This window comes from Pseudomonas sp. R1-6 (genome assembly GCF_051132115.1).
Taxonomy (GTDB): Bacteria; Pseudomonadota; Gammaproteobacteria; order Pseudomonadales; family Pseudomonadaceae; genus Aquipseudomonas.
On the sequence record NZ_CP071662.1, the window covers coordinates 4,333,808 to 4,358,257 of the forward strand.

General features: G+C 62.2%; 21 protein-coding genes. 15 read left to right on the top strand and 6 right to left on the bottom strand.

Features of this window, described 5'->3' with window-relative positions:
* Positions 1-75: 75 nt before the first annotated feature.
* Entirely contained in the window at positions 76-1,497 is a 1,422-nt protein-coding gene (locus tag J3P81_RS19610) for an amino acid permease (protein ID WP_420765336.1), read from the bottom strand.
* Between the two features lie 559 nt (positions 1,498-2,056).
* Between J3P81_RS19610 and J3P81_RS19615 the strand changes: the two genes are divergently transcribed.
* The 6 genes from J3P81_RS19615 (at position 2,057) to purT (ending at position 9,292) form a co-directional block, all read left to right on the top strand.
* Complete coding sequence (locus tag J3P81_RS19615; protein WP_420765337.1) at positions 2,057-2,518, top strand: REP-associated tyrosine transposase; 462 nt, start codon at positions 2,057-2,059, stop codon at positions 2,516-2,518.
* A gap of 148 nt (positions 2,519-2,666) precedes the next feature.
* Positions 2,667-5,774 (top strand): transglycosylase domain-containing protein, encoded by a 3,108-nt coding sequence (locus J3P81_RS19620; protein WP_434560415.1) that lies wholly within the window; start codon positions 2,667-2,669, stop codon positions 5,772-5,774.
* A 176-nt stretch (positions 5,775-5,950) separates the two neighbouring features.
* Positions 5,951-6,520, top strand: a complete 570-nt coding sequence (locus tag J3P81_RS19625) for a PadR family transcriptional regulator (RefSeq protein WP_434560417.1) — start codon at positions 5,951-5,953, stop codon at positions 6,518-6,520.
* 4 nt (positions 6,521-6,524) lie between these two features.
* On the top strand, positions 6,525-7,310 hold the full coding sequence (locus tag J3P81_RS19630; RefSeq protein ID WP_434560419.1) for a siderophore-interacting protein: 786 nt from the start codon (positions 6,525-6,527) through the stop codon (positions 7,308-7,310).
* Between the two features lie 240 nt (positions 7,311-7,550).
* Complete coding sequence (locus tag J3P81_RS19635; RefSeq protein ID WP_420765341.1) at positions 7,551-8,018, top strand: VUT family protein; 468 nt, start codon at positions 7,551-7,553, stop codon at positions 8,016-8,018.
* 92 nt (positions 8,019-8,110) lie between these two features.
* The gene (gene purT / locus J3P81_RS19640) at positions 8,111-9,292 is read left to right on the top strand and encodes a formate-dependent phosphoribosylglycinamide formyltransferase (RefSeq protein WP_434560421.1); all 1,182 of its coding nucleotides are present in this window, start codon (positions 8,111-8,113) and stop codon (positions 9,290-9,292) included.
* A gap of 226 nt (positions 9,293-9,518) precedes the next feature.
* Here the strand turns inward: purT and J3P81_RS19645 are convergent, their stop codons facing one another.
* A complete protein-coding gene (locus J3P81_RS19645) occupies positions 9,519-11,933 on the bottom strand; it encodes a glucose/quinate/shikimate family membrane-bound PQQ-dependent dehydrogenase (protein ID WP_434560423.1) in 2,415 nt (804 codons plus the stop codon).
* A gap of 494 nt (positions 11,934-12,427) precedes the next feature.
* On the opposite strand from J3P81_RS19645, the gene J3P81_RS19650 reads away from it, so the two are divergent.
* Complete coding sequence (locus J3P81_RS19650) at positions 12,428-12,658, top strand: VF530 family DNA-binding protein (protein WP_420765344.1); 231 nt, start codon at positions 12,428-12,430, stop codon at positions 12,656-12,658.
* Between the two features lie 3 nt (positions 12,659-12,661).
* Positions 12,662-13,306, top strand: a complete 645-nt coding sequence (locus J3P81_RS19655) for a Pr6Pr family membrane protein (protein WP_434560425.1) — start codon at positions 12,662-12,664, stop codon at positions 13,304-13,306.
* Positions 13,307-13,369: 63 nt separating this feature from the next.
* Here J3P81_RS19655 and J3P81_RS19660 read toward each other — a convergent pair whose 3' ends face one another.
* From J3P81_RS19660 to J3P81_RS19670, 3 genes are read right to left on the bottom strand one after another with little or no spacing between them, the layout of a single operon-like run.
* Positions 13,370-13,579, bottom strand: coding sequence for a DUF1289 domain-containing protein (locus J3P81_RS19660; protein WP_420765346.1), 210 nt, complete (start codon positions 13,577-13,579; stop codon positions 13,370-13,372).
* Positions 13,576-14,100 carry a gamma carbonic anhydrase family protein gene (locus tag J3P81_RS19665; RefSeq protein WP_420765347.1) on the bottom strand — a complete coding sequence of 175 codons (525 nt, stop codon included), beginning with the start codon at positions 14,098-14,100 and terminating at the stop codon, positions 13,576-13,578. Before J3P81_RS19665 ends, J3P81_RS19660 begins: the two co-directional genes overlap by 4 nt.
* A gap of 16 nt (positions 14,101-14,116) precedes the next feature.
* Positions 14,117-14,716 carry a CoA pyrophosphatase gene (locus tag J3P81_RS19670; protein ID WP_420765348.1) on the bottom strand — a complete coding sequence of 200 codons (600 nt, stop codon included), beginning with the start codon at positions 14,714-14,716 and terminating at the stop codon, positions 14,117-14,119.
* Between the two features lie 146 nt (positions 14,717-14,862).
* Between J3P81_RS19670 and J3P81_RS19675 the strand changes: the two genes are divergently transcribed.
* From J3P81_RS19675 to nagE, 7 genes are all read left to right on the top strand, one after another.
* Positions 14,863-15,414 (top strand): NUDIX hydrolase, encoded by a 552-nt coding sequence (locus J3P81_RS19675; protein ID WP_434560427.1) that lies wholly within the window; start codon positions 14,863-14,865, stop codon positions 15,412-15,414.
* Between the two features lie 184 nt (positions 15,415-15,598).
* A complete protein-coding gene (locus J3P81_RS19680; protein ID WP_434560429.1) occupies positions 15,599-16,105 on the top strand; it encodes a L,D-transpeptidase family protein in 507 nt (168 codons plus the stop codon).
* A gap of 656 nt (positions 16,106-16,761) precedes the next feature.
* On the top strand, positions 16,762-17,490 hold the full coding sequence (locus tag J3P81_RS19685) for a GntR family transcriptional regulator (RefSeq protein WP_420765351.1): 729 nt from the start codon (positions 16,762-16,764) through the stop codon (positions 17,488-17,490).
* Between the two features lie 15 nt (positions 17,491-17,505).
* On the top strand, positions 17,506-18,612 hold the full coding sequence (nagA, locus tag J3P81_RS19690) for an N-acetylglucosamine-6-phosphate deacetylase (RefSeq protein WP_434560431.1): 1,107 nt from the start codon (positions 17,506-17,508) through the stop codon (positions 18,610-18,612).
* The gene (locus J3P81_RS19695; protein WP_420765353.1) at positions 18,593-19,615 is read left to right on the top strand and encodes an SIS domain-containing protein; all 1,023 of its coding nucleotides are present in this window, start codon (positions 18,593-18,595) and stop codon (positions 19,613-19,615) included. The genes nagA and J3P81_RS19695 overlap by 20 nt, the downstream gene beginning before the upstream one ends.
* A gap of 53 nt (positions 19,616-19,668) precedes the next feature.
* Positions 19,669-22,182 carry a phosphoenolpyruvate--protein phosphotransferase gene (gene ptsP, locus J3P81_RS19700; protein WP_434560433.1) on the top strand — a complete coding sequence of 838 codons (2,514 nt, stop codon included), beginning with the start codon at positions 19,669-19,671 and terminating at the stop codon, positions 22,180-22,182.
* 32 nt (positions 22,183-22,214) lie between these two features.
* Entirely contained in the window at positions 22,215-23,930 is a 1,716-nt protein-coding gene (nagE, locus tag J3P81_RS19705) for an N-acetylglucosamine-specific PTS transporter subunit IIBC (protein ID WP_434560435.1), read from the top strand.
* Positions 23,931-24,136: 206 nt separating this feature from the next.
* Here the strand turns inward: nagE and J3P81_RS19710 are convergent, their stop codons facing one another.
* Positions 24,137-24,448: an NGG1p interacting factor NIF3 gene (locus J3P81_RS19710; protein ID WP_434560437.1), complete on the bottom strand. Its 312-nt coding sequence runs from the start codon at positions 24,446-24,448 to the stop codon at positions 24,137-24,139.
* Between the last annotated feature and the right edge of the window lie 2 nt (positions 24,449-24,450).

Consider the following 24,450-nt stretch of genomic DNA (forward strand, 5'->3'; position numbering starts at 1 on the left):
CGACGGACGGTCAGGCTCACGCACAAAAAAACCCCGGTCGTCTGACCGGGGCTCTCGTTTATACCGTGCCTTATCTTACGACACCGAACGCACCGAACCCGGTGCCTCTGCTGTCGGCTGCAACTTGAAGGTGTAGAACAGCACCGTCAGCAGCACCAGGAACGCCGGGCCGATATACAGCGCCACGCGCGTATCGGGGAAGTACGCCATCAGGCCCACCACCAGCACCAGGAATGCCAGCGCAAGATAGGAGCTGACCGGGTAGAGCCACATGCGATATTTCAGCGTGGCACGCTCGGAAGCGCTCAGGCCTTTGCGGAACTTGAGCTGGGCCAGCAGGATCATGACCCAGGTCCAGATCGCGCCGAAAGTGGCGATGGAGGTCACCCAGACGAAGACTTTTTCCGGCACCAGGTAGTTGAGCAGCACCCCCAGCAGCAAGGCGGCGATGGACAGCAGCAGTGCGCGGCGTGGCACGCCGTTGCTGGAGGTCTTGGCGAAACCGGCCGGGGCCTGGCCGTTTTGCGCCAGGCTGTAGAGCATGCGACCCGTGCTGAAGATCCCACCGTTGCAGGACGACAGCGCGGCGGTGATCACCACGAAGTTGATGATGCCGGCGGCGGTCTTGATGCCCAGGCGCTCGAAGGTCATCACGAACGGGCTGCCCTGGGTGCCGATTTCGTTCCACGGGTAGATCGACAGGATCACGAACAACGCGCCGACGTAGAACAGCAGGATCCGCCAGAACACCGAGCCGATGGCGTTGGGGATGGTTTTCTGTGGGTTGCGTGCTTCACCCGCGGTCAGGCCGATCATTTCCACGCCCAGGTAGGCGAACATGACCATTTGCAGGGACATCAACACGCCGGACACGCCGTTGGGCATGAAACCGCCGTGGGTCCACAGATTGGAGATGCCCAGTGCCACGCCGTCGTTGCCGAAACCGAAGGCGATGATGCCGACGCCGCCGATGACCATGGCGATGATGGTCACGATCTTGATCAGGGCGAACCAGAATTCGAATTCACCGAAGGCCTTGACCGCGATCAGGTTGATCGAGCCCATGCTGACCAATGCGGCCAGGGCCCAGATCCAGCGGGGCACGTCGGGGAACCAGATGCCCATGTACACCGCCACCGCGGTGATCTCGGCCACGCAGGTCACCAGCCACAGGAACCAGTAGTTCCAACCGGTCAGGAAACCGGCGAGCGGGCCGAGGTAATCCTGGGCGTAGCGGCTGAACGAACCGGCCACCGGGTTGTGCACGGCCATTTCGCCGAGGGCGCGCATGATGACCAGGATCGCCAGGCCACCGATGATGTAGGACAGCATGATCGCCGGCCCGGCCATCTCGATCGCCTTGGCCGAACCTAGGAACAGCCCGACACCGATGCAGGCGCCAAGCGCCATCAAGCGGATATGCCGCTCGCCGAGCTCACGTTTGAGCGGACCACCCTGCGCGGTCTCGCCATGGGGCAGAGGATTGCCGACTGGCATAGGGATACAACCTCGTCTTGTTATTGGATTGACCACCGAGTCTCCAAAGCCGCGGGCGGATGGGCCTGCGGGCATTGCCGAAACCGGGCCTGCCTTATGGGCAGACCGTCCTGTAGGAAAATTCCTCAAGATCAGCGGGTCGTGCAGTATAAAAAGCTCGGATCAGAAAGTTTCACTATAAAAGCAGGTTAATTCAGGTAGTTCCTCAGTCAAAAATGACTTTCTGGAGAGGCATTATCTGAGCTGACGATCTTTGAGAAGCTGCGCCGAGTATTGCACAGTGATGGTGCAGCGTCATGCGCTGGCATGGGTCGATGGCTCTGGCTCAAGGCTTTCAGACCCAACCAGCCCGTGGCGAGGGAGCTTGCTCCCGCTGGGGGGCGAAGCCGCCCTCGCTTTTCAGCTTTCAACTGCAGGCGGCCGCTGCGCGACCGAGCGGGAGCAAGCTCCCTCGCCACGATGACTACGTTGTTTTCGGAAAAGTCGTTCAACCATCAACGCGCCGGGTCGGAACAAGCACGGCTACCGTTATGGTTAACTCAGCCAAAGGAAGCACGGAATGCATCCTCTACGTCCAAACTCTCATCGGCTACGTCATGGACGTTCATCAGAACCGGGGCGAGGTTATCTTGTCACCACGGTAATCCACCGACGCGTACCTATCTTCAAAGATTTTCAGCTAGGCCGTTTGCTAGTTGCAGAAATGCGTCTGGCTCATGAGCGATATCAGGTCAATTCGCTTGCCTGGGTTGTGATGCCGGACCACCTTCATTGGTTGGTGCAGCTGGAACAACCTCGACTGTCTGAAGTGATGCAAGGGGTCAAGTCTCGCAGCACCCTTGCGATCAATCGAGCCATGGGCCGGACGGGCGCCATCTGGCAAAACGGGTTCCACGACAGGGCAATCCGCGACAATCAGGATTTGCAGCCCTGCGCTCGCTACATTATCGCCAACCCCCTTCGCGCTGGCCTGGTAGATCGCATTGGCGATTACCCGCTCTGGGATGTCATTTGGCTCTGAGTGCTTTTGTGGCGAGGGAGCAAGCTCCCTCGCCACAGGAACCTCAGCGCTCATGATTTCGGTGTCCACAATTTCCCCTCCCCCCACGCCAACCACCGTCTAAGCTTCAAGCAAGTCCGATCAATCTGCGTGAATGGATCAGTCGACTATGGGCGCTTTGTGGCAAACCGATTCGAATAAACCTGTGGTCCCGACTGAACGTATGGAAGAAGCGCCTTTACCCAAAAAAACTCGCCGCGCCCGGCATGGCTGGCGGGCGTTCTGGTTGTTGTTGCTGATTATCGTGGTGGTGGTCGGCCTGGCCGTGGCCAAGGAGATGCGCACGTCCCGGTTCCAGGCCCAGGAGCTCAGCAAATACGCGGCGTCCCTGACCTATGCGGTGCAACCCGGCCCCAGCGACGCCATCGTCTACCCCGGTGCGGGCCCGTTCGATCAGCGATTGGGCTACAGCTCCCTGGGGGAATTCCTGCCTCGTTTGCTCAAGCGTGACTACGTGATCGAGGCCCAGGCGCGTTTTTCTCCGGCCTTGATGGACTATGTCGACAAAGGCCTGTTCGTGCCCTACGCGGAAAAGATCCAGGCTGGCTTGACCATTACCGATTGCCGCGCCGCGCCGGTCTATCAGTTCAAGTATCCGCAACAGCTTTACGCCAGTTTCGATGATATTCCTCCGGTCGTGGTGCAAAGCCTTTTGTTCATCGAGAACCGCTTCCTGCTCGACCCAAAGCAACCATTGGCCAACCCCGCGGTGGACTGGCCACGCTTCGGCATGGCGGCGTGGTCCCAGGTCGCCAAATTGTTGAGCCTGCCAGGGCAATCCGCCGGCGGCAGCACGCTCGCGACGCAGTTGGAGAAATACCGGCATTCCCCCGAGGGCCTGACCGTGTCGGGCGCGGAGAAGATCCGTCAGATGATTTCCGCTAGCGTGCGCGCCTATCAGGCCGGCCCGCAAACCCTCGAGGCCCGCCAACGGGTCATTCGTGACTACCTCAACAGCGTGCCGCTTTCAGCCGTGCCGGGGCATGGCGAGGTCCACGGCATGGCCGAAGGGCTGAGGGTCTGGTATGGCGCGGATTTCAGACGGGCCAACGAACGATTGTCCAGCACCGCCACCGACCCCAAGAGCCTTGCGGAAAAAGGCCTGGCCCTGCGGGAAATGTTGTCGTTGATGATCGCCCAGCGACGCCCGTCGCACTATCTCTCGAAGGGGCACGACGAACTCGCCCGTCTCACCGACAGCCACATCCGGCTGCTGGCCCAGAACGGCGTGATCGATGCCGCGCTCGCAGATGCCGCACTAGCCAGTAAGGTCAGCTACCGCGATTGGGTCCAGGACCCGACGGTCCAGCCTATCGAAACCAACAAGGGCATCAGTGCCGCCCGCAGTCGCATCGCCGCGCTGCTCAATCGTCCGCTGTACGACCTCGACCGCCTCGACCTGTCCGCCACCAGCACGTTGCAAAGCGATTTGCAGGCCCAGGCCACCGAGTACCTCAAGCGATTGGCCGACCCGGCATTCGCCGCCGAGATCGGCCTGATGGGAGAGCGCCTGTTGACCCCCACCAGCACCACGCAGGTGCGCTACAGCTTCACCTTGCTGGAACTGACCCCGGACGGCTCGCGAGTGCGCATCCAGACCGACAGCACCGACCAACCCTTCGACATCAATGAGGGCAGCAAACTGGAACTGGGCTCCACCGCCAAGTTGCGGGTGCTGACCACGTACTTGCAGATCATCGCCGAACTCCACGAGCGTTATGCGCAACAGGCCCCGGCTGCCCTGAAAAAAACCGAGATCGCCGACCAGGACCGCCTGTCCCGCTGGGCCGTGGACTACCTGATCGAAAACACCGACCGCAGCCTGCCGAAGATGCTCGAAGCGGCGCTGGATCGCACGTATTCAGCCAGCCCCGGCGAGGCGTTTTTCACCGGCGGCGGGCTGCACACTTTTCATAACTTTCGCAAGGAGGACGACGGTCGCAACCCCACGCTGCGCGACGCCTTGCGTGAATCCATCAACCTGCCTTTCATTCGCCTGATGCGCGACCTGGTGCGCTACGCCACCTACGCCGGCCCGAATAACAGTTCCGAACTGCTCAAGGACGACAAAGACCCGCGTCGCCAGGAATACCTCGCCCAGTTTGCTGATCGTGAAGGCACCTCGTTCCTGCTCAGGTTCTGGAAGAAGTACCAGAAAAAGGACACTGGCCAGCGCCTCGAGACCTTCCTCGACGGCATGCGCCCCACCGCCATCCGCCTGGCCGCCGTGCACCGCTATTTCTTTCCCAGCGACAGCCAGGAAAGCTTCAACCGCTTCGTGCGCGCTCATCTGAAGTCGGCCAAGAGTGCTGAAAAACTCACCGATGAACGCCTGGAACGGCTCTACCAGAGCTACGGCCCCGGCGCCTATGACCTGCCGGACCAAGGCTTCATCGCCAAGGTCCATCCGTTGGACCTGTGGCTGATGGGCTATCTGTTGAACAACCCCGACGCTAAGTTCAGCCAGATCGTCAAGGCCAGCCGGTTCGAGCGCCAGGAAGTCTATAGCTGGTTATTCAAAAGCCGGCACAAGAGCGCTCGGGACAGCCGTATCCGCACCATGCTCGAAATCGAAGCGTTCCTGGATATTCACCAACGCTGGCAGAAGGTCGGCTACCCGTTCGACCATCTCGTGCCGTCCCTTGCCACCGCGATCGGCAGCTCTGGGGATCGCCCCGCCGCGCTTGCGGAGCTGGTGGGGACGATTCTCAACGACGGTGTCCGCCAGCCTGCGCTGCGGGTCGACAGCCTGCAGTTTGCCGTCGACACGCCCTATGAAACGCGAGTGGTCAGCGATCCGGACAACGGCAAGCGCGTAATGCCGGTCGAAGTGGCCCGTGCGTTGCGCGGTGCATTGTCCCAAGTGGTGGATGCCGGCACCGCGAAACGGGTGGCCGGCAGCTTCAAACTGGCCGATGGCACGCCACTGGCCATGGGTGGCAAGACGGGTACCGGCGACAACCGTATCGAAGCCGTCGGCTCCGGTGGGCGGGTCATCAGCTCCAAGTCCATCAACCGCACCGCGACGTTCGTGTTTTACATCGGTGACAGCCATTTCGGCACGCTCACCGCTTACGTACCCGGCGTGTCGGCGCAGAACTTCAAGTTCACCTCCGCCTTGCCGGTCCAGGTGCTCAAAGGCATGGCGCCGTTTCTCTCTCCCTACCTGCAACCGGGCACGCATACCCAGTGCCAGCCGTTGGTAACGAGCCGTTAAGGGACGAGCGATACGCGACGTCCGATTCCCACGCATTCCCGTCTCCATTCCCACACTCAACGCGTGCTCGTCACGCCGTTGGACAATCGGCTGCTCGTCGGATTTATCGAAAACAGGCGTGCACAAAAGAAAGATATATCTTAAGTTCTATCTTAAGAACCTTGGAGGACACACAAATGAGAGACCCGCATTTCCATCCCCACCGCGAACATGCCGCCCACGACGGCTTCGACAAACGCCCGCCAGGCCGCGAACGCGGCGGCCGGGGACCCAGGGTATTCGCCCCTGGGGACTTGAAGTTGCTGTTATTGGCGCTGATTGCCGAACAACCCTGCCATGGCTATGACCTGATCCGCCGGATCGAAAGCATGTTCGACGGCGCCTACAGCCCCAGCCCCGGTGTGATCTACCCAACGCTGACGTTCCTTGAAGAGAGCGAAATGATCAGCGGCGACGCCGACGGTGGGAAAAAACGCTACAGCGTGACCGATGCCGGACGTCTATCCCTTGAAGAGCAAGCCGTGGCGCTCGACGGCGTAAGGATGCGCATCGAAGTGAGCAAGCGTTCGCTGCGCGGCCAGGATCGGCCCGCTGAAATCCACGAAGCGGTCCATAACTTGCGCCACGCCCTGCAAATGCACCATGGCCGCTGGAGCCCGGATGAAATCCTGCGGGTACGCGACCTGCTCAACGACACCGCCAAAGCCATTGTCGACGGCCCTGGCCGTCCAACCGTTTCGGAGTAAAAGCATGACTGGAGTCGATCCAAACACCATCCACCGCGTCAGCCACGAGATCAAACGCCGCCGCCTGCAAGTGCTGCGGGTGGTCGACCTGACACCGCGCATGCGCCGCATTACCGTCGGCGGGCCGGAACTGGCCGGGTTCGTCAGCCTGGGCACCGACGATCACATAAAACTGTTGTTCCCCCAGAACGCCGAGGAACACGCAGCCCTGGAGAACTTCGCGCCCGGTGCGGGCAAGGCGCAGGGTCCGATGCCAGAAATGCGCGACTACACCCCGCGCCGCTATGACCTGGACGCCCTGGAGCTGGACATCGATTTCGTGCTCCATGGCGACGGCCCCGCTTCGACCTGGGCGGCCCAGGCCGCGCCCGGCCAATACCTCAACATCGCCGGGCCACGGGGGTCGATGATTGTGCCGGACGTCTTCGACAGCTACCTGTTGATCGGCGACGAAACCGCCTTGCCCGCCATCGCTCGCCGTCTCGAAGGCCTTGCCCCCAACCGGAAAGCCTTGGTGGTAGTGGAAGTGGAAAATGGCGCCGAACAGCAGGTGCTCCACAGCCCCGCGCAGGTGCATGTGATCTGGGTATTGCGTGAGGGGCGCCAGGACAGCCTGCTACGTACCGTGCAGCAGTTGGAAATGCCCGGCGGCAAGCTGTACGCCTGGGTCGCGACCGAGAGCAAGGTGTCCCGGCAGATCCGTAAGGTATTGCTGGAAGAGAAAGGCCTGGACCAGGATTTTGTGAAGGCCGTGGGGTATTGGAAGCTGGATGACAGTGAGGAAGATTGAGGGATGGCTTGCTGCTGAAGTAACCTTCTGACACTAATGGCCCTTGTGGCGAGGGAGCTTGCTCCCGCTGGCTGCGCAGCAGCCCCCCAAAAAACAGTCACCTCGATCTATCTGATCCACCGAGTTGTCAGGTTTTGGGTCTGCTTCGCAGCCCAGCGGGAGCAAGCTCCCTCGCCACAGGGGGCTTCGTTGTCCTTGAGGGTTCACCCGACATTCCATCCCCACCAGGTACCCGGTCCCATGCTTTTCCTGATCGCCTACATCGGCAGCGTCGTGCTGATCAACTTCGCATTTTCAGCCGCGCCGCACCTGGACATCATCTGGTCGGCCTGGGGGGGCCTGGTGTTTATCTTGCGGGACATGGTGCAGACCCGCTTCGGCCATGGCGCCATCGTGGCGATGCTGGTGGCGCTGGTGCTGTCCTACGTCACCTCCGACCCAACCATCGCCCTGGCCAGCGCCACGGCGTTTGCCGTCTCCGAGTGCATCGACTGGCTGGTGTTCACGGTCACCAAGCGTCCGCTGCATGACCGGTTGTGGATCAGTTCGGCACTGAGCATCCCTCTCGACACATTCATTTTCTTCGGCCTGATCGATGCCCTGACGCCCGCCGTGATAATCACCGCCCTGCTCTCGAAATTCGCCGGGGTCACGGCCGTCTGGCTGATCATGGCCTGGCGTTTGCGCAAACAGGCCGTCGCCGGCTGACGCGGTTCATGTAAAATGCCGCGCTTTCTCCCCATGGGAAGCTCGCCCGGCGCGCGCCCCCGATGATCCGCTCCTGTTTTGAGGACCTTCAGATGACCCGTATCGGAACTCCATTGTCGCCCACCGCGACCCGCGTTTTGTTGTGTGGCAGCGGTGAGCTGGGCAAGGAAGTGGTAATCGAACTGCAGCGACTGGGCGTTGAAGTGATTGCCGTGGATCGCTACGCCAACGCGCCGGCGATGCAAGTGGCCCATCGCAGCCACGTGATCAACATGCTCGACGGCGCCGCCCTGCGTGCGGTGATCGAGGCCGAGAAGCCGCACTACATCGTGCCGGAGATCGAAGCCATCGCCACCGCCACCCTGGTGGAGCTGGAAGCCGAAGGTTTCACGGTGATTCCTACGGCCCGCGCCGCGCAACTGACCATGAACCGTGAAGGCATCCGTCGCCTGGCCGCCGAAGAGCTGGGCCTGCCGACTTCCCCGTATTTCTTCGCCGACACCGTGGAAGACTACCGCAAGGCCGTCGAGACGCTGGGTTTCCCCTGCGTGGTCAAGCCGGTGATGAGTTCCTCGGGCAAGGGCCAGAGCCTGCTGCGCGGCGTTGAAGACGTGCAGAAAGCCTGGGACTACGCTCAGGAAGGCGGCCGCGCTGGCAAGGGCCGGGTGATCATCGAAGGCTTCATCGATTTCGATTACGAAATCACTCTGCTCACCGTGCGCCATGTCGGCGGTACCACGTTCTGCGCACCGGTCGGCCACCGTCAGGAAAAGGGCGACTACCAGGAATCCTGGCAGCCACAGGCCATGAGCCCGGCGGCGCTGGCCGAATCCGAGCGCGTCGCCAAGGCAGTGACCGAGGCCTTGGGTGGCCGCGGCCTGTTTGGCGTCGAGCTGTTCATCAAGGGCGACCAAGTGTGGTTCAGCGAAGTCTCCCCGCGCCCCCACGATACCGGCCTGGTCACGCTGATCTCCCAGGACCTGTCTCAGTTCGCCCTGCACGCCCGGGCCATCCTCGGCCTGCCGATACCGTTGATCCGCCAGTTCGGCCCATCGGCTTCGGCGGTGATCCTCGTGGAAGGCCAATCGACCCAGACCGCGTTTGCCAACCTCGGCGCCGCCCTGAGCGAGCCGGACACGGCGCTGCGTCTGTTCGGCAAGCCGGAAGTCAACGGTCAGCGCCGCCTGGGCGTGGCCCTGGCCCGCGACGAATCCATCGAAGCCGCCCGCGCCAAGGCGACCCGGGCTTCCCAGGCCGTCAAGATCGAGTTGTAAAGGTCATACACAATACCCCTGTGGCGAGGGAGCTTGCTCCCGCTGGGACGGTCCGACGCCTCGGGCGAAGCGGCCCCCTGCTTTGCCGGCCATCACACGTAGGGGGATGCTGACGCATCCAGCGTGAGCAAGCTCCCTCGCCACAAAGCCGCTTATGTTCAGATTCCGGCACAAAAAAAGGCGACACCCGCAAGGGTGTCGCCTTTTTCATGAGCGCCGGTAGGGCTTAATCCGGCAATTTGTAGGCAATCACATAGTCACCCTGCTTGGTGCCCAGGGAACCGTGCCCCCCTGCAACGACCAGCACGTATTGCTTACCGTCCTTGCCGGTGTAGGTCATCGGCGTGGTCTGAGCGCCAGCAGGCAGGCGGCCTTCCCACAGTTGCTTGCCGTTCTTCACGTCATAAGCGCGCAGATACTGGTCAAGCGTGCCGCTGAGGAATGCCAGGCCACTGGCGGTGGTGAATGTGCCGCCCAGGCTTGGAACACCCATGCTCAGCGGGATCGGAACCGGCGAGCTGTCGCGCACCGTGCCGTTCTTGTGCATCCACAGGGTCTTGTTGTTGGTCAGGTCCACGGCCGCGACATAACCCCACGCAGGCGCCTGGCACGGCAGCCCCATGGGCGAGAGCAGCGCTTCGAGGATCACGCCATATGGCGCGCCTTTGTTTGGCTGCACACCTTCGGTCTCGCTCTTGCGACCCGGGCCACCGGCCACTTCCGCCGCCGGTACCAACTTCGATTTGAACGCCATGTAGCTCGGGTTGACGAAGGCGATCTGGCGCACCGGATCGACAGAAATGCCGCCCCAGTCGAACACACCGAAGTTGCCGGGATAAACAATCGAGCCCTGCAACGAAGGCGGTGTGAACATACCGTCATAGCGCAGCGACTTGAAGTCGATCCGGCACAGCATCTGGTCGAACGGCGTGACGCCCCACATGTCCCGCTCCTTGAGGACCGGCGGCACGAAGTTCAGGTCGGACATCGGCTGGGTCGGCGAGGTGAAGTCGCCTTCCACCGCGCCTTGGGGCACCGGGACCTCCTTGATCGGCACGATCGGCTGGCCGTTGCTGCGGTCCAGCACGTAGATGCTGCCCTGCTTGGTCGATGCCAGCACAGCCGGCTTCACGCCATCGGCGGTTTTCATGTCCATCAGGGTCGGTTGACCACCAACGTCCATGTCCCACAGATCGTGGTGAGTGAACTGGAAGTACCAGCGCACCTTGCCGGTGGCGATGTCCAGGGCGGTCAGGCCAGCGGCGTATTTTTCCGATTCAGGGGTACGGAAACCACCAAACTGGTCGGGGGTCTGGTTGCCCATCGGCAGGTAAAGCATGCCGAGTTTTTCATCGACGCTGAACATGGACCACATGTTCGGCGAGTTGCGGGTGTAGGTCTGGCCTTCGGCAATCGGCGTGGTGTCGTCCGGGTTGCCGCTGTCCCAGTTCCACACCAGCTTGCCGGTGTGCACGTCATAGGCGCGGATCACGCCGCTTGGCTCGTCGGTGGAGACGTTATCGGTGACATGGCCGCCGATAACGACCAAATTCTGGGTGACCGCCGGTGGCGAAGTGGAGTAGTAACCGCCGGCCGTGAAACCACCGATGTTGGCGCTCAAGTCGACCTGGCCTTTGTCGCCGAAGTCTTCGCACATCTTGCCGGTGTCGGCGTTGAGGGCGATCAGGCGGGTGTCGGCCGTCGGCAGGAAGATCCGCCGTGGGCAAACGGTGCTGGCTGGCGTAGTGCTGGCGGCGCCGGTCGGGCTCTGCTCGGCCGAGGCGTAGACGGCGTCATCGTGATAGCTCACGCCACGGCAGGTCATGTGGGCCCAGCCCTTGAAGTTTTCCGCGTTCTGCGTAGAAAGCTTCGGATCGAAGCGCCAGATTTCCTTGCCGGTTTCTGGCTCCAGAGCGATGACCTGGCTGTGGGGCGTGCACACATAAAGCATGCCGTTGACCTTCAGCGGGGTATTTTCCGCGGTGGTCTCGCCTGGGTCATTCGGCCCTGGCAGGTCACCGGTGCGGAACGTCCAGGCTTCCTTCAGCTTGCTGACGTTTTCAGGGGTGATCTGCGCCAGTGGCGAATAACGGTCGCCATGGGCGCTGCGGCCGTAGGAGTTCCAATCCCCGTCCGGCATGGCCGGTGCGGTGTTGGTCACGCCCGGCACGCTGTCGCGGTCCAGTTGGCCCTTGATCTCACCAGGGTTGGTGAATTGGCTGGCGAGGGCGGCGATACCCGCGATGACAACGGCCGCACCCAGCGCTCGGGTGCCCATCGGCGATGCATCGGCGGTCAGCAACGGGCGCCGGAACCACGGCAGCAGCATGACGATGCCCAAGGCGAACAGCATGGCCAGGCGCGGCACCAATTGCCACCAATCCAGGCCCACTTCCCATAACGCCCACACCGTACTGGCGAATAAAACCAGCGCGTACATCCCCAGCGCTGCACGGCGCGCCAGAATCAGCAGTACACCAGTAATCGCCAGGCCGATGCCCGCCAGCAGATAATACAGCGAGCCGCCGAGCGTGCTCAGTTTGATCCCACCAGCCAACAAGGCCAGCCCCATCAATAGAAGCAGAATGCCGAGCAAGCTCGGTAGCAGACGGCTTCGACTCAAAGCACCCTCAGCGCTCATAGTGTGTATCTCCGTGACGTTTTAAAGAGTCCCGCGCAAGTAGTCACTTTAGATGACGATCTTGAGGGGGCATGGTTCAGTTGGAAAAAGGCAAATTCGATGACGCGGTCGCTGTGGGAACGGACTTGCTCGCGATCAAGGCGTGTCAGTCGACTCGAATGTTGAATGTGCAATCGCTATGGTGAGTAAGCTCGTTCCCACAGGAATTTACCAAGACAGCGCTGTCTCTCAGGATCGCGACATTCGGCATTCTTTAGACCTTTCAACAGGAGTAGCTGGACGCAGAGGCTCTGGTACGCCAGAAGAAGCGTTTCAGCAAGCGGCGCAAGGATAATGTCCTGTTACAAATAGCGAAAGCGCTTTTGTTGACATGGATCATCTCGAATTCGGTAACAGTGTGCCGGGGATACAAGCCCTGATAACGGCGGCACTTCCCCCCGCAGAGCGCCTCGGCTAAGGTGCGCGGCTTCACAGCTCATCATGCAAGGCTTGCCATGACCGAACCGAACAACAACCCACTGCACGGCGTGACCCTGGAGCAGATCCTCAATGCCCTGGTGCAGCACTACGAATGGTCAGGCCTGGCGGAACGCATCGACATCCGTTGCTTCAAGAGCGACCCGAGCATCAAGTCGAGCCTGACCTTCCTGCGCAAGACGCCATGGGCACGGGAGAAGGTCGAGCGCTTGTACGTCAAGTTGATGCGCACCAAGCGGCCTATCTGAACCATGAACGTGCGAACCGGTTTCGTGTCGATGCTGGCATTGCTCGGCTGGGTGGGATTGAGCATTCAGCTCTACCTGATCCTGCTGGGCCGATGGGAACTGGGCGCGAGCCTGTTGGGCGGCCTGGTCAACTTCTTCAGTTTCTTCACCGTATTGACCAATACCTTGGCCGCCGTGGTATTGACTTGGGAAGTGACCCGCCGTGAATCAGCGGTGAGGCGTTGGTTCCTGCGTCCAGCGGTACGCAGCGGCATCGCGGTGAGCATCGCCTTGGTCGGCCTGGCCTATAACGTATTGCTGCGCCATCTCTGGCAACCGGAAGGCTGGCAATTTATCGCCGACGAACTGCTGCACGACATCATGCCGGTGCTGTTCATCATCTATTGGGGGCTCTGGGTGCCCAAAGGCACGTTGCGCCTGGGCCACGTCGGGCTGTGGATGATTTACCCGCTGGTGTACTTCGCCTACATCCTGCTACGGGGTGATCTGCTGGCGGCCTATCCCTACCCTTTCATCGACGTGACGAGCCTGGGTTATCCACAGGTGTTCATCAATGCCGGGGGCGTGTTGGCCGGGTTTGTCGGGATTGCGCTGGGGGTGGTGGGGTTGGATCGGTGGTTGGGACGACGATCGATTAAAGCCTTGTGAGACGCCCCTGCGGAGAGGGAGCTTGCTCCCTCTCCGCAGGGATTTTGTATTCACAAGTGGACATCAACGCCTCGCCGGCAGCATCCACACCAATCCATTGGCCTTGGCCCGTTCATGACACAACGCCAGGACGCTGCGCCGTTCATCGTTGCTCATCTTGCGCCATTGAGTGATCTCGGAGACGGTGCGCTGGCAACCGGTGCAGACGTCGTCATCGTCCAGCGAGCAGATGTTTACGCAGGGCGACGGAATCGGGCGTTCAGGTGTGTTCATTGTTCCTGCTCGATCAGGTCGCGTGCGTAGCGCTGCGAGTTGTGAACGTAGTGCGCCGCACTGGCTTCGAGCATTTTTTTCTGGGCCTCGGTCAGTTCTCGCACGACCTTGCCCGGCGAGCCCATGACCAGCGAACCATCGGGTATTTCCTTGCCTTCGCCGATCAGCGAGTTGGCGCCAATGATGCAGTTCTTGCCGATTTTCGCGCCGTTGAGGATTACCGCGTTGATGCCGATCAGGCTGTAGTCCCCGACTGTGCAGCCGTGAAGCATGGCGTTGTGGCCGATGGTCACGCCAGTGCCGATGGTCAGCGGATACCCCATGTCGGTGTGCATCACCGTGCCGTCCTGCACGTTGCTATCCTTGCCAATCAGGATCAATTCGTTGTCGCCACGCAACACCGCGTTGAACCAGACGTTGGCGCCCTCTTCGAGGCGGACCTTGCCCACCAGCGTGGCGTTGGGCGCGACCCAGCTCTGTGGGTGGGTTTCGACACGGGCATCGCCCAAGCGGTATTTCATGGGAATCCTCGGGGCATCAGGTGTTGATGAAAGTCTTGGGCGGCGTGTGCAGGTCGATGCCGGCGTCGTACAGCAGGTTGACCAACTCCACGATCATGATCGCCGTCAGCCCCCAGATCTTGTACCCCTCGAAACGGTAGCTGGGCACGTACCAACTGCGGCCCTGGTAGTCGATGCGGTGGGTGTGCTCGCGCGGGTCCTTGCGGAAAAATTCCAACGGCACGCTGAACACGGCGGCGATCTCGGCGTCGTTGGCCTGGTATTCGACGTAATCCGGAATCACGCCGACGTAAGGCGTGACCTTGATACCGTGCAACGAGATCAGTGGACTGAGGGGACCAATCACCTCCACCAGGCCGGGGGGCAGGCCAATTTCCTCTTCGGCTTCGCGCAGGGCGGTGAAGATCAGGTCGGGGTCTTCCGGGTCTCGACGTCCACCGGGGAACGCCACTTCGCCGCCGTGGGTCGAGAGACCGCTGGCGCGCAGGGTCAGCACCAGCTCCGGTTCATCACTGCGCGTGATCGGCACCAGCACCGCCGCTTCAGGAAAACGCCGATCGGTCTCCAGATCGCGCGGCGTATGGTTGCTTACTCGATGCAGTAGCTCGTCCAGCATGAGACTTCTCGATTTATTCGCTGCCTAGCATCATGCACCAATCAGGCAAGCGGCCCAAGCCCCGGACCGCGTCATGTCGCGAAACGACAACTTGCCGATACCGGCCCGCACACGCCAAGATAGGCGCAGCCTTCAGGAATCCAAGCATGAAATTCTGCAGCCAGTGCGGTAACCCGGTGACCCAGCGCATACCCGAGGGCGACTCGCGCCTGCGTTTTGTCTGCGACACCTGCCACACCATTCATTACCAGAACCCCAATATCGTTGCCGGATGTGTACCGACCTGGGGCAGTAAAGTCCTGTTGTGCCGGCGCGCCATCGAGCCACGGCGTGGTTACTGGACCTTGCCGGCGGGCTTCATGGAAAACGGCGAAACCGTCGAGCAAGCCGCCGTGCGCGAAACCGCCGAGGAAGCCTGCGCCCGGGTGCGAAACCTGAGCATCTATACGCTGATCGACGTTCCGCACATCAGCCAGGTGCATGTGTTCTTCCGCGCCGAGCTGGTGGACGAGGATTTCGCCGCGGGCCCCGAAAGCCTGGAAGTGAAGCTGTTCGAAGAAGCTGACATCCCGTGGGACGAGCTGGCTTTCCGCACCGTGGGCCGTACCCTAGAATACTTCTACGCTGACCGGCGGGCCGAGCAATACCCGGTGCGATCCGAGTCGATTCCGCCGCTGACTCAGCCTGCCAATACGTAGGCTCTGTACGAAATGTGTTCGCGCGAAGGCCAGACAAGGCGAAACGGGGCGAGGAAGCGCAGTGTACTGGAGTACATGAGCATTCCGAGCCTCGTTTCAACGCAGTATGGGCGAGTGCGGATACATTTCGTACAGAGCCCAGAAAATCCAATATAGCCGCGACACCTCTAGGGATATCGTTTCAATGCGCTGGTTGCTTGTGCTGTTCTGCTTGTCGTTCACCGCCATGTCCCAGGCCGCCGCCGTGGGAACCTACAACGGCAAAGTCATCGAAAAAGTCCTGGTGCTCAAGTCCGCCCATCAATTGCAATTGATCAACGACGGCAAGCCCCTCAAGACCTATCGCATCTCCTTGGGCAAGGGCGCCAAGAAAGGCCCCAAGTTGATCGAGGGCGACAAGCGCACCCCCGAAGGCTTTTACTGGATCGACTGGCGCAAGGTCAGCGACCGGTTCTACCTGTCGATGCACATCTCCTACCCCAACATCAGCGACGCCGCCCGCGCCCGCCGCGAAGGCGTGGAACCGGGAGGCATGATCATGATTCATGGCACGCCGGACTCGGAGGAGAACCCTGAGCAGTTGTTCCACACCCTGGACTGGACCGACGGCTGCATCGCCATGCGCAATGTGGACATGCGTGAGGTGTGGAACCTTGTGCCGGATGGGACGATGATCGAGATTCGGCCGTAGCCCATTTTCTTGCGGCAAGAAGTTCCTGTGGATAAGCGCTCTTGTGGCGAGGGAGCTTGCTCCCGCTGGGACGGTCCGACGCCTCGGGCGCAGCAACCCCAAAGTAGTCAACTCGATCTGCCTGACACACCGCGCTGTCAGGTTTCAGGGCCGCTTCGCAGCCCAGCGGGAGCAAGCTCCCTCGCCACAGGGTTCGATGTCGATTGGCATATTTGTCAACGACACGAAACCACTGTGGGAGCCTGCTCGCGATGAAGATCAAGGCTCGTCCCGAGGCGGCCTGGTTCTGGGTGTTCGCGTTTCCCCTGTGGGAGCGAGCCTGCTCGCGATAGCGGTGGCTCAGTCAATGAGAATGTTGGATGTGCCGGCGGATATACACACAAAACGCACTACCACCGGTCGCCATAAAAATAAATATCAAACTCCACAACCCGCCCTCCGTGCATACCACTGACCTTCAAAAACCCCATCCCAACGCTGTAATTCCACGCCCCACAAAAACCACCCTAATACCACTTAAATAACACCCGAATAAATACCCAGAAAACACAGGCCAACCCTAGAAAAGCAGCGTTGACATGGTATTCAAGTGGTATTAGCTTCCACCCCAAGCCACCGAGCGATAACGCCCACAAAAAACCGCATCGGACACCCAAATGAACATCCAGACCCTGCGCCCCGACGACACCCAACCCACCCCGCTCTACCTGCAACTGGCCCGCAATCTGGAAGCCGCCATCCATGCTGGCCAGTGGAAAGCCGAACAAGCGATGCCGTCCGAGCGCAGCTTGAGCGAGCAATTGGGGATATCCCGGGTCACCGCGCGCAAGGCGCTGGAAGTGCTGTTCGAACAAGGCCTGATCCGCCGCAACCAAGGCTCGGGCACGTTCATCACCCCACGCCTGGAACAACCGCTCTCACGCCTTAGCGGTTTCAGCGAGATGCTCCGGCTCAAAGGCTTTGTGCCCGGCTCCCAATGGCTGGAGCGGGAGATCACCCCGCCAACCCATGAGGAATTGATACGCCTGGGCCTCTCGCCCACCGACAAAGTCGCCCGGCTCAAACGGCTGCGCAAGGCCGACGACACGGTCATGGCCATCGAGATGAGCACCCTGCCCGCATCGATCATTGCCAAGCCGCAGGCGGTGGGCGATTCGCTTTATGAATTCCTCGACAGCATCGGCAAACCGGTAGTGCGCGCCCTGCAACACATCCAGGCCATCAACGCCTCGGACGAATTCGCCGCCCTGGTGGGCATCGCCCCCGGCACCGCGATGCTGTTGATGACGCGGGTCGGCTATCTGGAAGACAACACGCCCATCGAAGTCACCGACACCTATTGCCGCAACGACTATTACGACTTCGTCGCAGAGTTGCGGCGCTAGACGACCGAGAATCCCATGTCCGAAAACAACATCCTCACCGCCGACGGCTGGATACGCGGCCGCCTGATCCATGAACGCGGCAGGGTCGTGTCCATCGAAGGCCAGCCCTGCGACCCGACGAGCAACGACCTGCCCTACCTGCTGCCCGGCTTCATCGACCTGCATGTGCACGGCGGTGGCGGCAAGGACATCATGGAAGGCGCGGCGGCGTTCGAAACCATTGCCCGCACCCATGTGCGATTCGGCACAACGGCGTTGCTCGCCACGACGATGACGGCGCCGAGCGAAGAAATCATCCGCGTACTCAAGGCCCTCGGTGAATTCTGCGAACAGCGGCCCAGCGGCAGCGCACGGGTGCTCGGTGTTCACCTGGAAGGCCCTTACATCAACCCCGGCAAACTCGGCGCCCAACCGAATTTCGCCCACACCGCCTTGATGGCCGAGGTGGAAACGTACCTGGCCCTGGCGCCGATCCGCGTGATCACCATTGCGCCGGAAATCGCCGGTCACGATGCCTTGATTGGCGCCCTCAGCGCTCGCGGCGTGCGCATGCAGATCGGCCATACCCTCGGCAGCTATGAAGAAGGCGTCGCGGCACTCGCGGCCGGGGCCAGCAGTTTTACCCATTTGTATAACGCCATGAGCCCACTGCATCACCGCGAGCCCGGCATCGTCGGTGCGGCGCTGGCCCATGCGCAATACGCCGAACTGATCCCGGATTTGCTTCACGTGCACCCCGGTGCGATGCGCGTGGCGTTGCGTTCGATCCCGTGCCTGTATTGCGTCACCGATTCCACCGCCGCCGCTGGCATGCCCGACGGCGAATACAAGCTGGGCAGCCACACCGTGACCAAATGCCTGGGCGGCGTGCGCCTGGCCGATGGCACCCTGGCCGGCAGCACCCTGACCATGGACCAGGCCCTGCGCAACCTGGTGAAAATCGGCCTGCCGATCGACGAAGCTTCCCGACGCCTGTCGCAATTTCCCGCCGACTACCTCGGCCTGCCCGAGCGCGGACGCCTGCAACCCGGCGCCTGGGCCGACTGTGTGCGTCTCGACCGTAACTTGAACCTGATCGACGTGATGGTCGAAGGAGAAGCCATTGACTTGCAAAATGCTTGAAGAGGCCCAGGCCTCAGCCGAAGCCGTCGAGCGCCAACTGCAGCGGCTGGACCCAACGCTGGAGGAAATCGCCGGACGCCTGCGTCGTCAACCGCCGCAAGTGGCGATGACCATCGCTCGGGGCAGTTCCGACCACGCCGCCAGTTATTTCGCCTACCTGACCATGCAGCAATTGGGCTTGCCGGTGGCGTCGCTGCCGATGTCGGTGGTGACCCTGCAACAGGCGCCTTTGAAGGTCAGTGGCCAGGTGGCGTTCGCGTTCTCCCAGTCGGGGCAGAGCCCGGACCTGGTCAACAGCCTGCGCCTGTTGCGCAAACGCGGCGCGTTGAGCGTTGCGATGGTCAACGCAGAGGATTCTCCGCTGGAGGCGGCCTGTGAATTCAGCGTGCCGTTGTGCGCCGGCGTCGAAAGCAGCGTTGCCGCCACCAAGAGTTTCATCGCTACCCTCAGCGCCAGCGCGCGTTTGGTCGCGCACTGGAAGGACGACGCCGAGTTGCTCGACGCCGGCGCTGCGCTGCCTGAAGGTTTGCGCGAGGCCGCAGGCCAGGACTGGGGCGCCGCCGTCGAAACGCTCCGTGATTGCCAGCGGCTCATGGTGATCGGCCGTGGCGCCGGGTTCGCCATCGCCCAGGAAGCGGCGCTCAAATTCAAGGAAACCTCGGCGATCCAGGCCGAGGCCTTCAGCAGCGCCGAGGTCCGCCACGGCCCGATGGCGCTGATCGATGAAAACTACCCGCTGTTGGTGTTCGCCCCGCGCGGTGCCGAGCAGGCCGGCGTGTTGGGTCTGGCCGCCGATATGCGCCAGCGCGGCGCCCGGGTGCTGCTGGCGGCTCCCGATGACATCGTCGAGCGCGACTTGACCTTGTCCCGCGCCGATCACCCGGCCCTGGACCCGATCCTGGCGATCCAGAGCTTTTATGGCATGGCTGCCCGGCTGGCCCTTGCCCGGGGCCTGGATCCGGACAAACCACGGCATTTGAGCAAGGTCACCCGGACCCACTGACCCGACGGCGTTCTTCCATGCAAGGCCCATGAAATTACACAGAGAGCGAGCCCATGCCCAACAACAATAAAGAGCTGACCCTCAGCGCCCCGCTCAGCGGCCCGGTGCTCACCCTCACCAACGTTCCGGACGCCGTATTCGCCAGCGGCGCCATGGGCGACGGGATCGCCATCGACCCGCTGAACGACACCCTCTACGCCCCCTGCGACGGCGAGGTGATCCACGTCGCTCGCACCGGCCACGCCGTGACCCTGCGGGCCGACAACGGCGCCGAATTGCTGCTGCACCTGGGGCTGGACACCGTCGAGTTGCAGGGCGACGGCTTTTTCATGCTGGTCAAGGAAGGCACGCGCGTCAGCAACGGGCAAGCGCTGCTGCGCTACGACCTGGACAAAGTGGCCCAGCGCTGCAAAAGCCTGGTCAGCCTGTTGGTCATCACCAATGGCGAACATTTCCAGGCACGGCCTATCACCCTGAAAGGGGTCAAGGTCGGCGAACCTCTGTTGCACGTCGTCGCCAGGGCGCCCGGTGCAGGACAGCTTGACGACCTGGACGTCGGCATCGAAGTGTCCGGCCAGATTCGCATCGCCCATCGAGGCGGCTTGCATGCGCGGCCGGCGGCCTTGGTTCGCCAGACCGCACGGGGATTCAAAAGCCGCTCGCAGTTACACTTTGGGGGGCGGTCGGCGTCCTGTGACAGCGTCATGGGCATGATGGGCCTGGCGATCACCGAACAGGCCGAAGTGCATGTCAGCTGTCGCGGCAGCGATGCCGAAGCGGCGCTGCAAGCGCTGCTGGCGAGCTTGTCCACCGCTCTGGCCGAAGAAGCTCACAGCAGGGCGCCGCAGGTCCTGACAACCCGGCACGCCGCCGAAGAAGGCGTATTGCATGGCGTCTGCGCCGCGCCCGGCCTGGCGAGCGGACCGCTGGTTCGATTGGATGGCATTCAATTACCCAAAGATCCCGGCGGCCACAATGTCGAAGAACAACGCCAACGACTGCTCGATGCCCTGGCTCAAGTCAGTCAGGAAATCCAGCTGACACTCGAAAACGCCAAGGCCCGGCGCCACATCGATGAGCAAGCGATCTTCAGCGCTCATTTGGCGTTGCTGGAAGATCCGGTCCTGTTGGATGCCGCGTACCTGTCTATCGAGCAAGGGAGCGCGGCGGCCCACGCCTGGAGCCGGTCGATCGACGTACAGTGCCAAGTGCTGCGGCAATTGCAAAGCACGCTGCTGGCCGAGCGCGCCAATGATTTGCATGACCTGCGCCAGCGAGTCCTACGGGCGCTACTGGGTGAGGCTTGGCAATTCGACGTCCCAGCGGGCGCCATTGTTGTCGCGCAGGAACTGACCCCGTCGGACCTGTTGCAACTCTGCGCCCAGGGCGTGGCAGGCGTATGCATGGCCGAGGGCGGCGCGACGTCCCACGTGGCGATCCTGGCTCGCGGCAAAGGCCTGCCCTGCCTGGTTGCGTTGGGCGATCCGCTGCTTGAGCAGTTGCCCGGTCAACCGGTGGTGCTGGACGCCGACGGTGGCCGCCTCGAACTCACACCAAGCGCCGAGCGCCTGGCCCAGGTGCGGCAAGCACAAAGCCAACGCGCAGCGCTGCGGGCCCAGCAGCAAACCCTCGCCCACGCCCCGGCGCGAACCCTCGATGGCGTAGATGTCGAAGTCGCTGCCAACGTAGCCTCCAGCGCCGAAGCCGGCCAGGCCTTTGCCAACGGCGCCGATGGCGTTGGCCTACTGCGCACTGAATTCCTTTTCGTCGACCGTCACACCGCCCCCGACGAACAAGAGCAGCGCCAGGCTTATCAAGCCGTGCTCGATGCCATGGGCGACAAGCCGGTGATCATCCGCACCATCGACGTCGGCGGCGACAAGCAATTGGACTACCTGCCGCTTCCGGCCGAAGCCAATCCGGTGCTCGGCCTGCGAGGCATTCGCCTGGGCCAGGTGCGCCCGGAACTTCTGGATCAACAATTGCGCGCGCTGTTGCAAATCCGTCCGTTGCATCGCTGCCGGATCCTGTTGCCGATGGTCACCGAGGTCGCCGAGCTGCTGCACATTCGCCAGCGCATTGACGTCCTGGGTGCGCAAATGGGCCTGGAGGAACGTCCGCAGGTGGGCGTGATGATCGAAGTGCCAGCCGCCGCATTGCTCGCCGAGCAACTGGCCGAGCATGCGGACTTCCTGTCCATCGGCACCAACGACCTTTCCCAGTACACCCTCGCCATGGACCGCGACCACGCCGGTCTCGCCGCCCGCGTCGACGCCTTGCACCCCGCGCTGTTGCGGCTGATCGCCCAGACCTGTGCCGGCGCCGCCCGCCATGGGCGTTGGGCTGGCGTGTGCGGGGCCCTGGCCTCCGATCCCCTGGCGACACCGGTGCTGATCGGGCTGGGTGTACGGGAGCTGTCGGTCAGCCCGCCGCAGGTAGGCGAAATCAAGGACCGCGTGCGCCGCCTCGACACAGCGCAGTGCCGCCGCGTCAGTACCGATTTGCTGAACCTGCCCAGCGCCGCCGCCGTGCGCCAGGCCTGTCATCAACATTGGCCCCTGGGCTGAGACCGTCGCAGAACAATAAAAGGAGAGACGCCATGTACCAGCATTTCATCGAAGGGCTGCAACGCCTCGGCAGGGCGCTGATGCTGCCGATCGCGATTTTGCCGATTGCCGGCCTGCTGCTGCGCCTGGGTGACACGGACCTGTTGAACATCGCGATCATCCACGATGCCGGCCAGGCGATCTTCGCCAACCTGGCGCTGATCTTCGCCATCGGCATCGCCGTGGGCTTCGCCCGGGACAATAACGGTACGGCCGGACTGGCCGGGGCCATCGGCTACCTGGTAATGGTCGCGACATTGAAGGTGCTCGACGCGACGATCAACATGGGCATGCTCGCCGGGATCGTCAGTGGGTTGTTGGCCGGCGGGCTGTACAACCGCTTCAAGGACATCAAGCTGCCGGAGTACCTGGCGTTTTTTGGGGGCCGGCGCTTCGTGCCGATTGTGACCGGTTTCAGCGCGGTGGGCCTTGGCGTGATGTTCGGCCTGATCTGGCCGCCGATCCAGCACGGCATCAACAGCTTCGGCGAGCTGTTGATGGCCAGCGGCAGCTTCGGCGCGTTCGTCTTCGGTGTGTTCAATCGACTGCTGATCGTCACTGGCCTGCACCACATCCTCAACAACATGGCGTGGTTCATTTTCGGCAGCTTCACTGACCCCGCCACCGGCGCCGTGGTTACCGGTGACCTGACCCGTTATTTCGCCGGCGACCCCAAGGGCGGCCAGTTCATGACCGGCATGTTCCCGGTGATGCTTTTCGGCCTACCCGCTGCGTGCCTGGCGATGTACCGCAATGCCCTGCCCCAGCGGCGCAAGGTCATGGGCGGGATTCTGTTGTCCATGGCGTTGACCTCGTTCCTGACCGGCGTCACCGAGCCGATCGAATTCGCCTTCATGTTCCTCGCGCCGTTGCTGTATCTGGTCCATGCGTTGCTCACCGGCCTGTCGATGGCGGTGACCAATCTGTTGGATATTCACCTGGGCTTTACCTTCTCGGGCGGTTTCATCGACATGGTCCTGGGCTGGGGCAAATCCACCAATGGGTGGCTGGTCGTACCGGTGGGCCTGGTCTATGGGGCGGTCTATTTCCTGGTGTTCGACTTCTGCATCCGCCGCTTCGACCTGAAGACGCCGGGACGTGAAGACGTGGCGATGGGCGAAAAGCCGATCATCGCCGAGAACCAACGTGCCGCCGCCTACATCCAGGCCCTGGGTGGCGCCGACAACTTGATTACCGTCGGCGCCTGCACCACGCGCTTGCGCCTGGACATGGTGGATCGCAACAAGGCCTGCGACACCCAGCTCAAGGCCCTTGGCGCCATGGCGGTGGTCCGCCCCGGCAATGGCGGCAGCTTGCAGGTGGTGGTGGGGCCGATGGCCGATAGCATTGCCGATGAGATTCGCTTGGCGTTGCCCTCTTCCGATCAGGCCGTCAGTACGCCCGCGAACGCCGTGGTCGAGCCGGCCTTAACGACAACTGTCCCGGAGGCCGAAGCACAGCAATGGCTCGATGCCCTGGGCGGTGGCAGGAATGTGTTGCAGCTCGATTGCGTGGCGATGAGCCGTTTGCGCGTGCGGTTGGCCGATGGCAAGGGGTTGTCGGAAAGCCAGCTCAAGGCGCTGGGTTGCCAGGGGGTCAGTTCGCTGGAGCATGGCGTGTGGCATTTACTGCTGGGGGAGAAAGCGCCGGGGTTGTGGCGGGCGTTGGAGGCGGTGGTGCCGAGTCGTCAGGCGGGTGTCAAAGCCTAGGCCTTCGCCGACTGTCTGACCCCTGTGGCGAGGGGATTTATCCCCGCTGGGCTGCGCAGCAGCCCCCTAAGCAGCAACCCCATCTGCCTGACACACCGGGGAATCAGTATTTGGGGCTGCTGCGCAGCCCAGCGGGGATAAATCCCCTCGCCACAATAAAAAACCCGCTGATCCAATCAGCGGGTTTTTCATTTAAACGGGGAGGATCAGAAATCCTCCAACCGCCACACCTCATACGCCGGTGTCTCGTAGGGATGGCTCTGTCTCAATGCCTCCACCACGGGGCGAATCAGATCGTCGGCGACAACAAGCTCAACCTTCCATTCCTCGACCTGCTCGACCTGCCCCGCCTCGCCAATGAACGGCTGGCTGCCGTCCAACGGGCGAAACTGGCCCAGGCCCAGCACTTGCCAGGCGCAGTGGTCATAGTCGCCGATTCGCCCACCACCGGCAGCGAATACGGCGCTTTTGACCTCGTCCACGTGGCTGGCCGGGACGAAGAAACAGAGCTTGTACACCG

Excerpts from the sequence above, each read along its gene's own strand:
- J3P81_RS19610 (WP_420765336.1), bottom strand. The coding sequence starts at position 1,497 with ATGCCAGTCGGCAATCCTCTGCCCCATGGCGAGACCGCGCAGGGTGGT.
- J3P81_RS19615 (WP_420765337.1), top strand. The coding sequence starts at position 2,057 with ATGCATCCTCTACGTCCAAACTCTCATCGGCTACGTCATGGACGTTCA.
- J3P81_RS19620 (WP_434560415.1), top strand. The coding sequence starts at position 2,667 with ATGGGCGCTTTGTGGCAAACCGATTCGAATAAACCTGTGGTCCCGACT.
- J3P81_RS19625 (WP_434560417.1), top strand. The coding sequence starts at position 5,951 with ATGAGAGACCCGCATTTCCATCCCCACCGCGAACATGCCGCCCACGAC.
- J3P81_RS19630 (WP_434560419.1), top strand. The coding sequence starts at position 6,525 with ATGACTGGAGTCGATCCAAACACCATCCACCGCGTCAGCCACGAGATC.
- J3P81_RS19635 (WP_420765341.1), top strand. The coding sequence starts at position 7,551 with ATGCTTTTCCTGATCGCCTACATCGGCAGCGTCGTGCTGATCAACTTC.
- purT (WP_434560421.1), top strand. The coding sequence starts at position 8,111 with ATGACCCGTATCGGAACTCCATTGTCGCCCACCGCGACCCGCGTTTTG.
- J3P81_RS19645 (WP_434560423.1), bottom strand. The coding sequence starts at position 11,933 with ATGAGCGCTGAGGGTGCTTTGAGTCGAAGCCGTCTGCTACCGAGCTTG.
- J3P81_RS19650 (WP_420765344.1), top strand. The coding sequence starts at position 12,428 with ATGACCGAACCGAACAACAACCCACTGCACGGCGTGACCCTGGAGCAG.
- J3P81_RS19655 (WP_434560425.1), top strand. The coding sequence starts at position 12,662 with ATGAACGTGCGAACCGGTTTCGTGTCGATGCTGGCATTGCTCGGCTGG.
- J3P81_RS19660 (WP_420765346.1), bottom strand. The coding sequence starts at position 13,579 with ATGAACACACCTGAACGCCCGATTCCGTCGCCCTGCGTAAACATCTGC.
- J3P81_RS19665 (WP_420765347.1), bottom strand. The coding sequence starts at position 14,100 with ATGAAATACCGCTTGGGCGATGCCCGTGTCGAAACCCACCCACAGAGC.
- J3P81_RS19670 (WP_420765348.1), bottom strand. The coding sequence starts at position 14,716 with ATGCTGGACGAGCTACTGCATCGAGTAAGCAACCATACGCCGCGCGAT.
- J3P81_RS19675 (WP_434560427.1), top strand. The coding sequence starts at position 14,863 with ATGAAATTCTGCAGCCAGTGCGGTAACCCGGTGACCCAGCGCATACCC.
- J3P81_RS19680 (WP_434560429.1), top strand. The coding sequence starts at position 15,599 with ATGCGCTGGTTGCTTGTGCTGTTCTGCTTGTCGTTCACCGCCATGTCC.
- J3P81_RS19685 (WP_420765351.1), top strand. The coding sequence starts at position 16,762 with ATGAACATCCAGACCCTGCGCCCCGACGACACCCAACCCACCCCGCTC.
- nagA (WP_434560431.1), top strand. The coding sequence starts at position 17,506 with ATGTCCGAAAACAACATCCTCACCGCCGACGGCTGGATACGCGGCCGC.
- ptsP (WP_434560433.1), top strand. The coding sequence starts at position 19,669 with ATGCCCAACAACAATAAAGAGCTGACCCTCAGCGCCCCGCTCAGCGGC.
- nagE (WP_434560435.1), top strand. The coding sequence starts at position 22,215 with ATGTACCAGCATTTCATCGAAGGGCTGCAACGCCTCGGCAGGGCGCTG.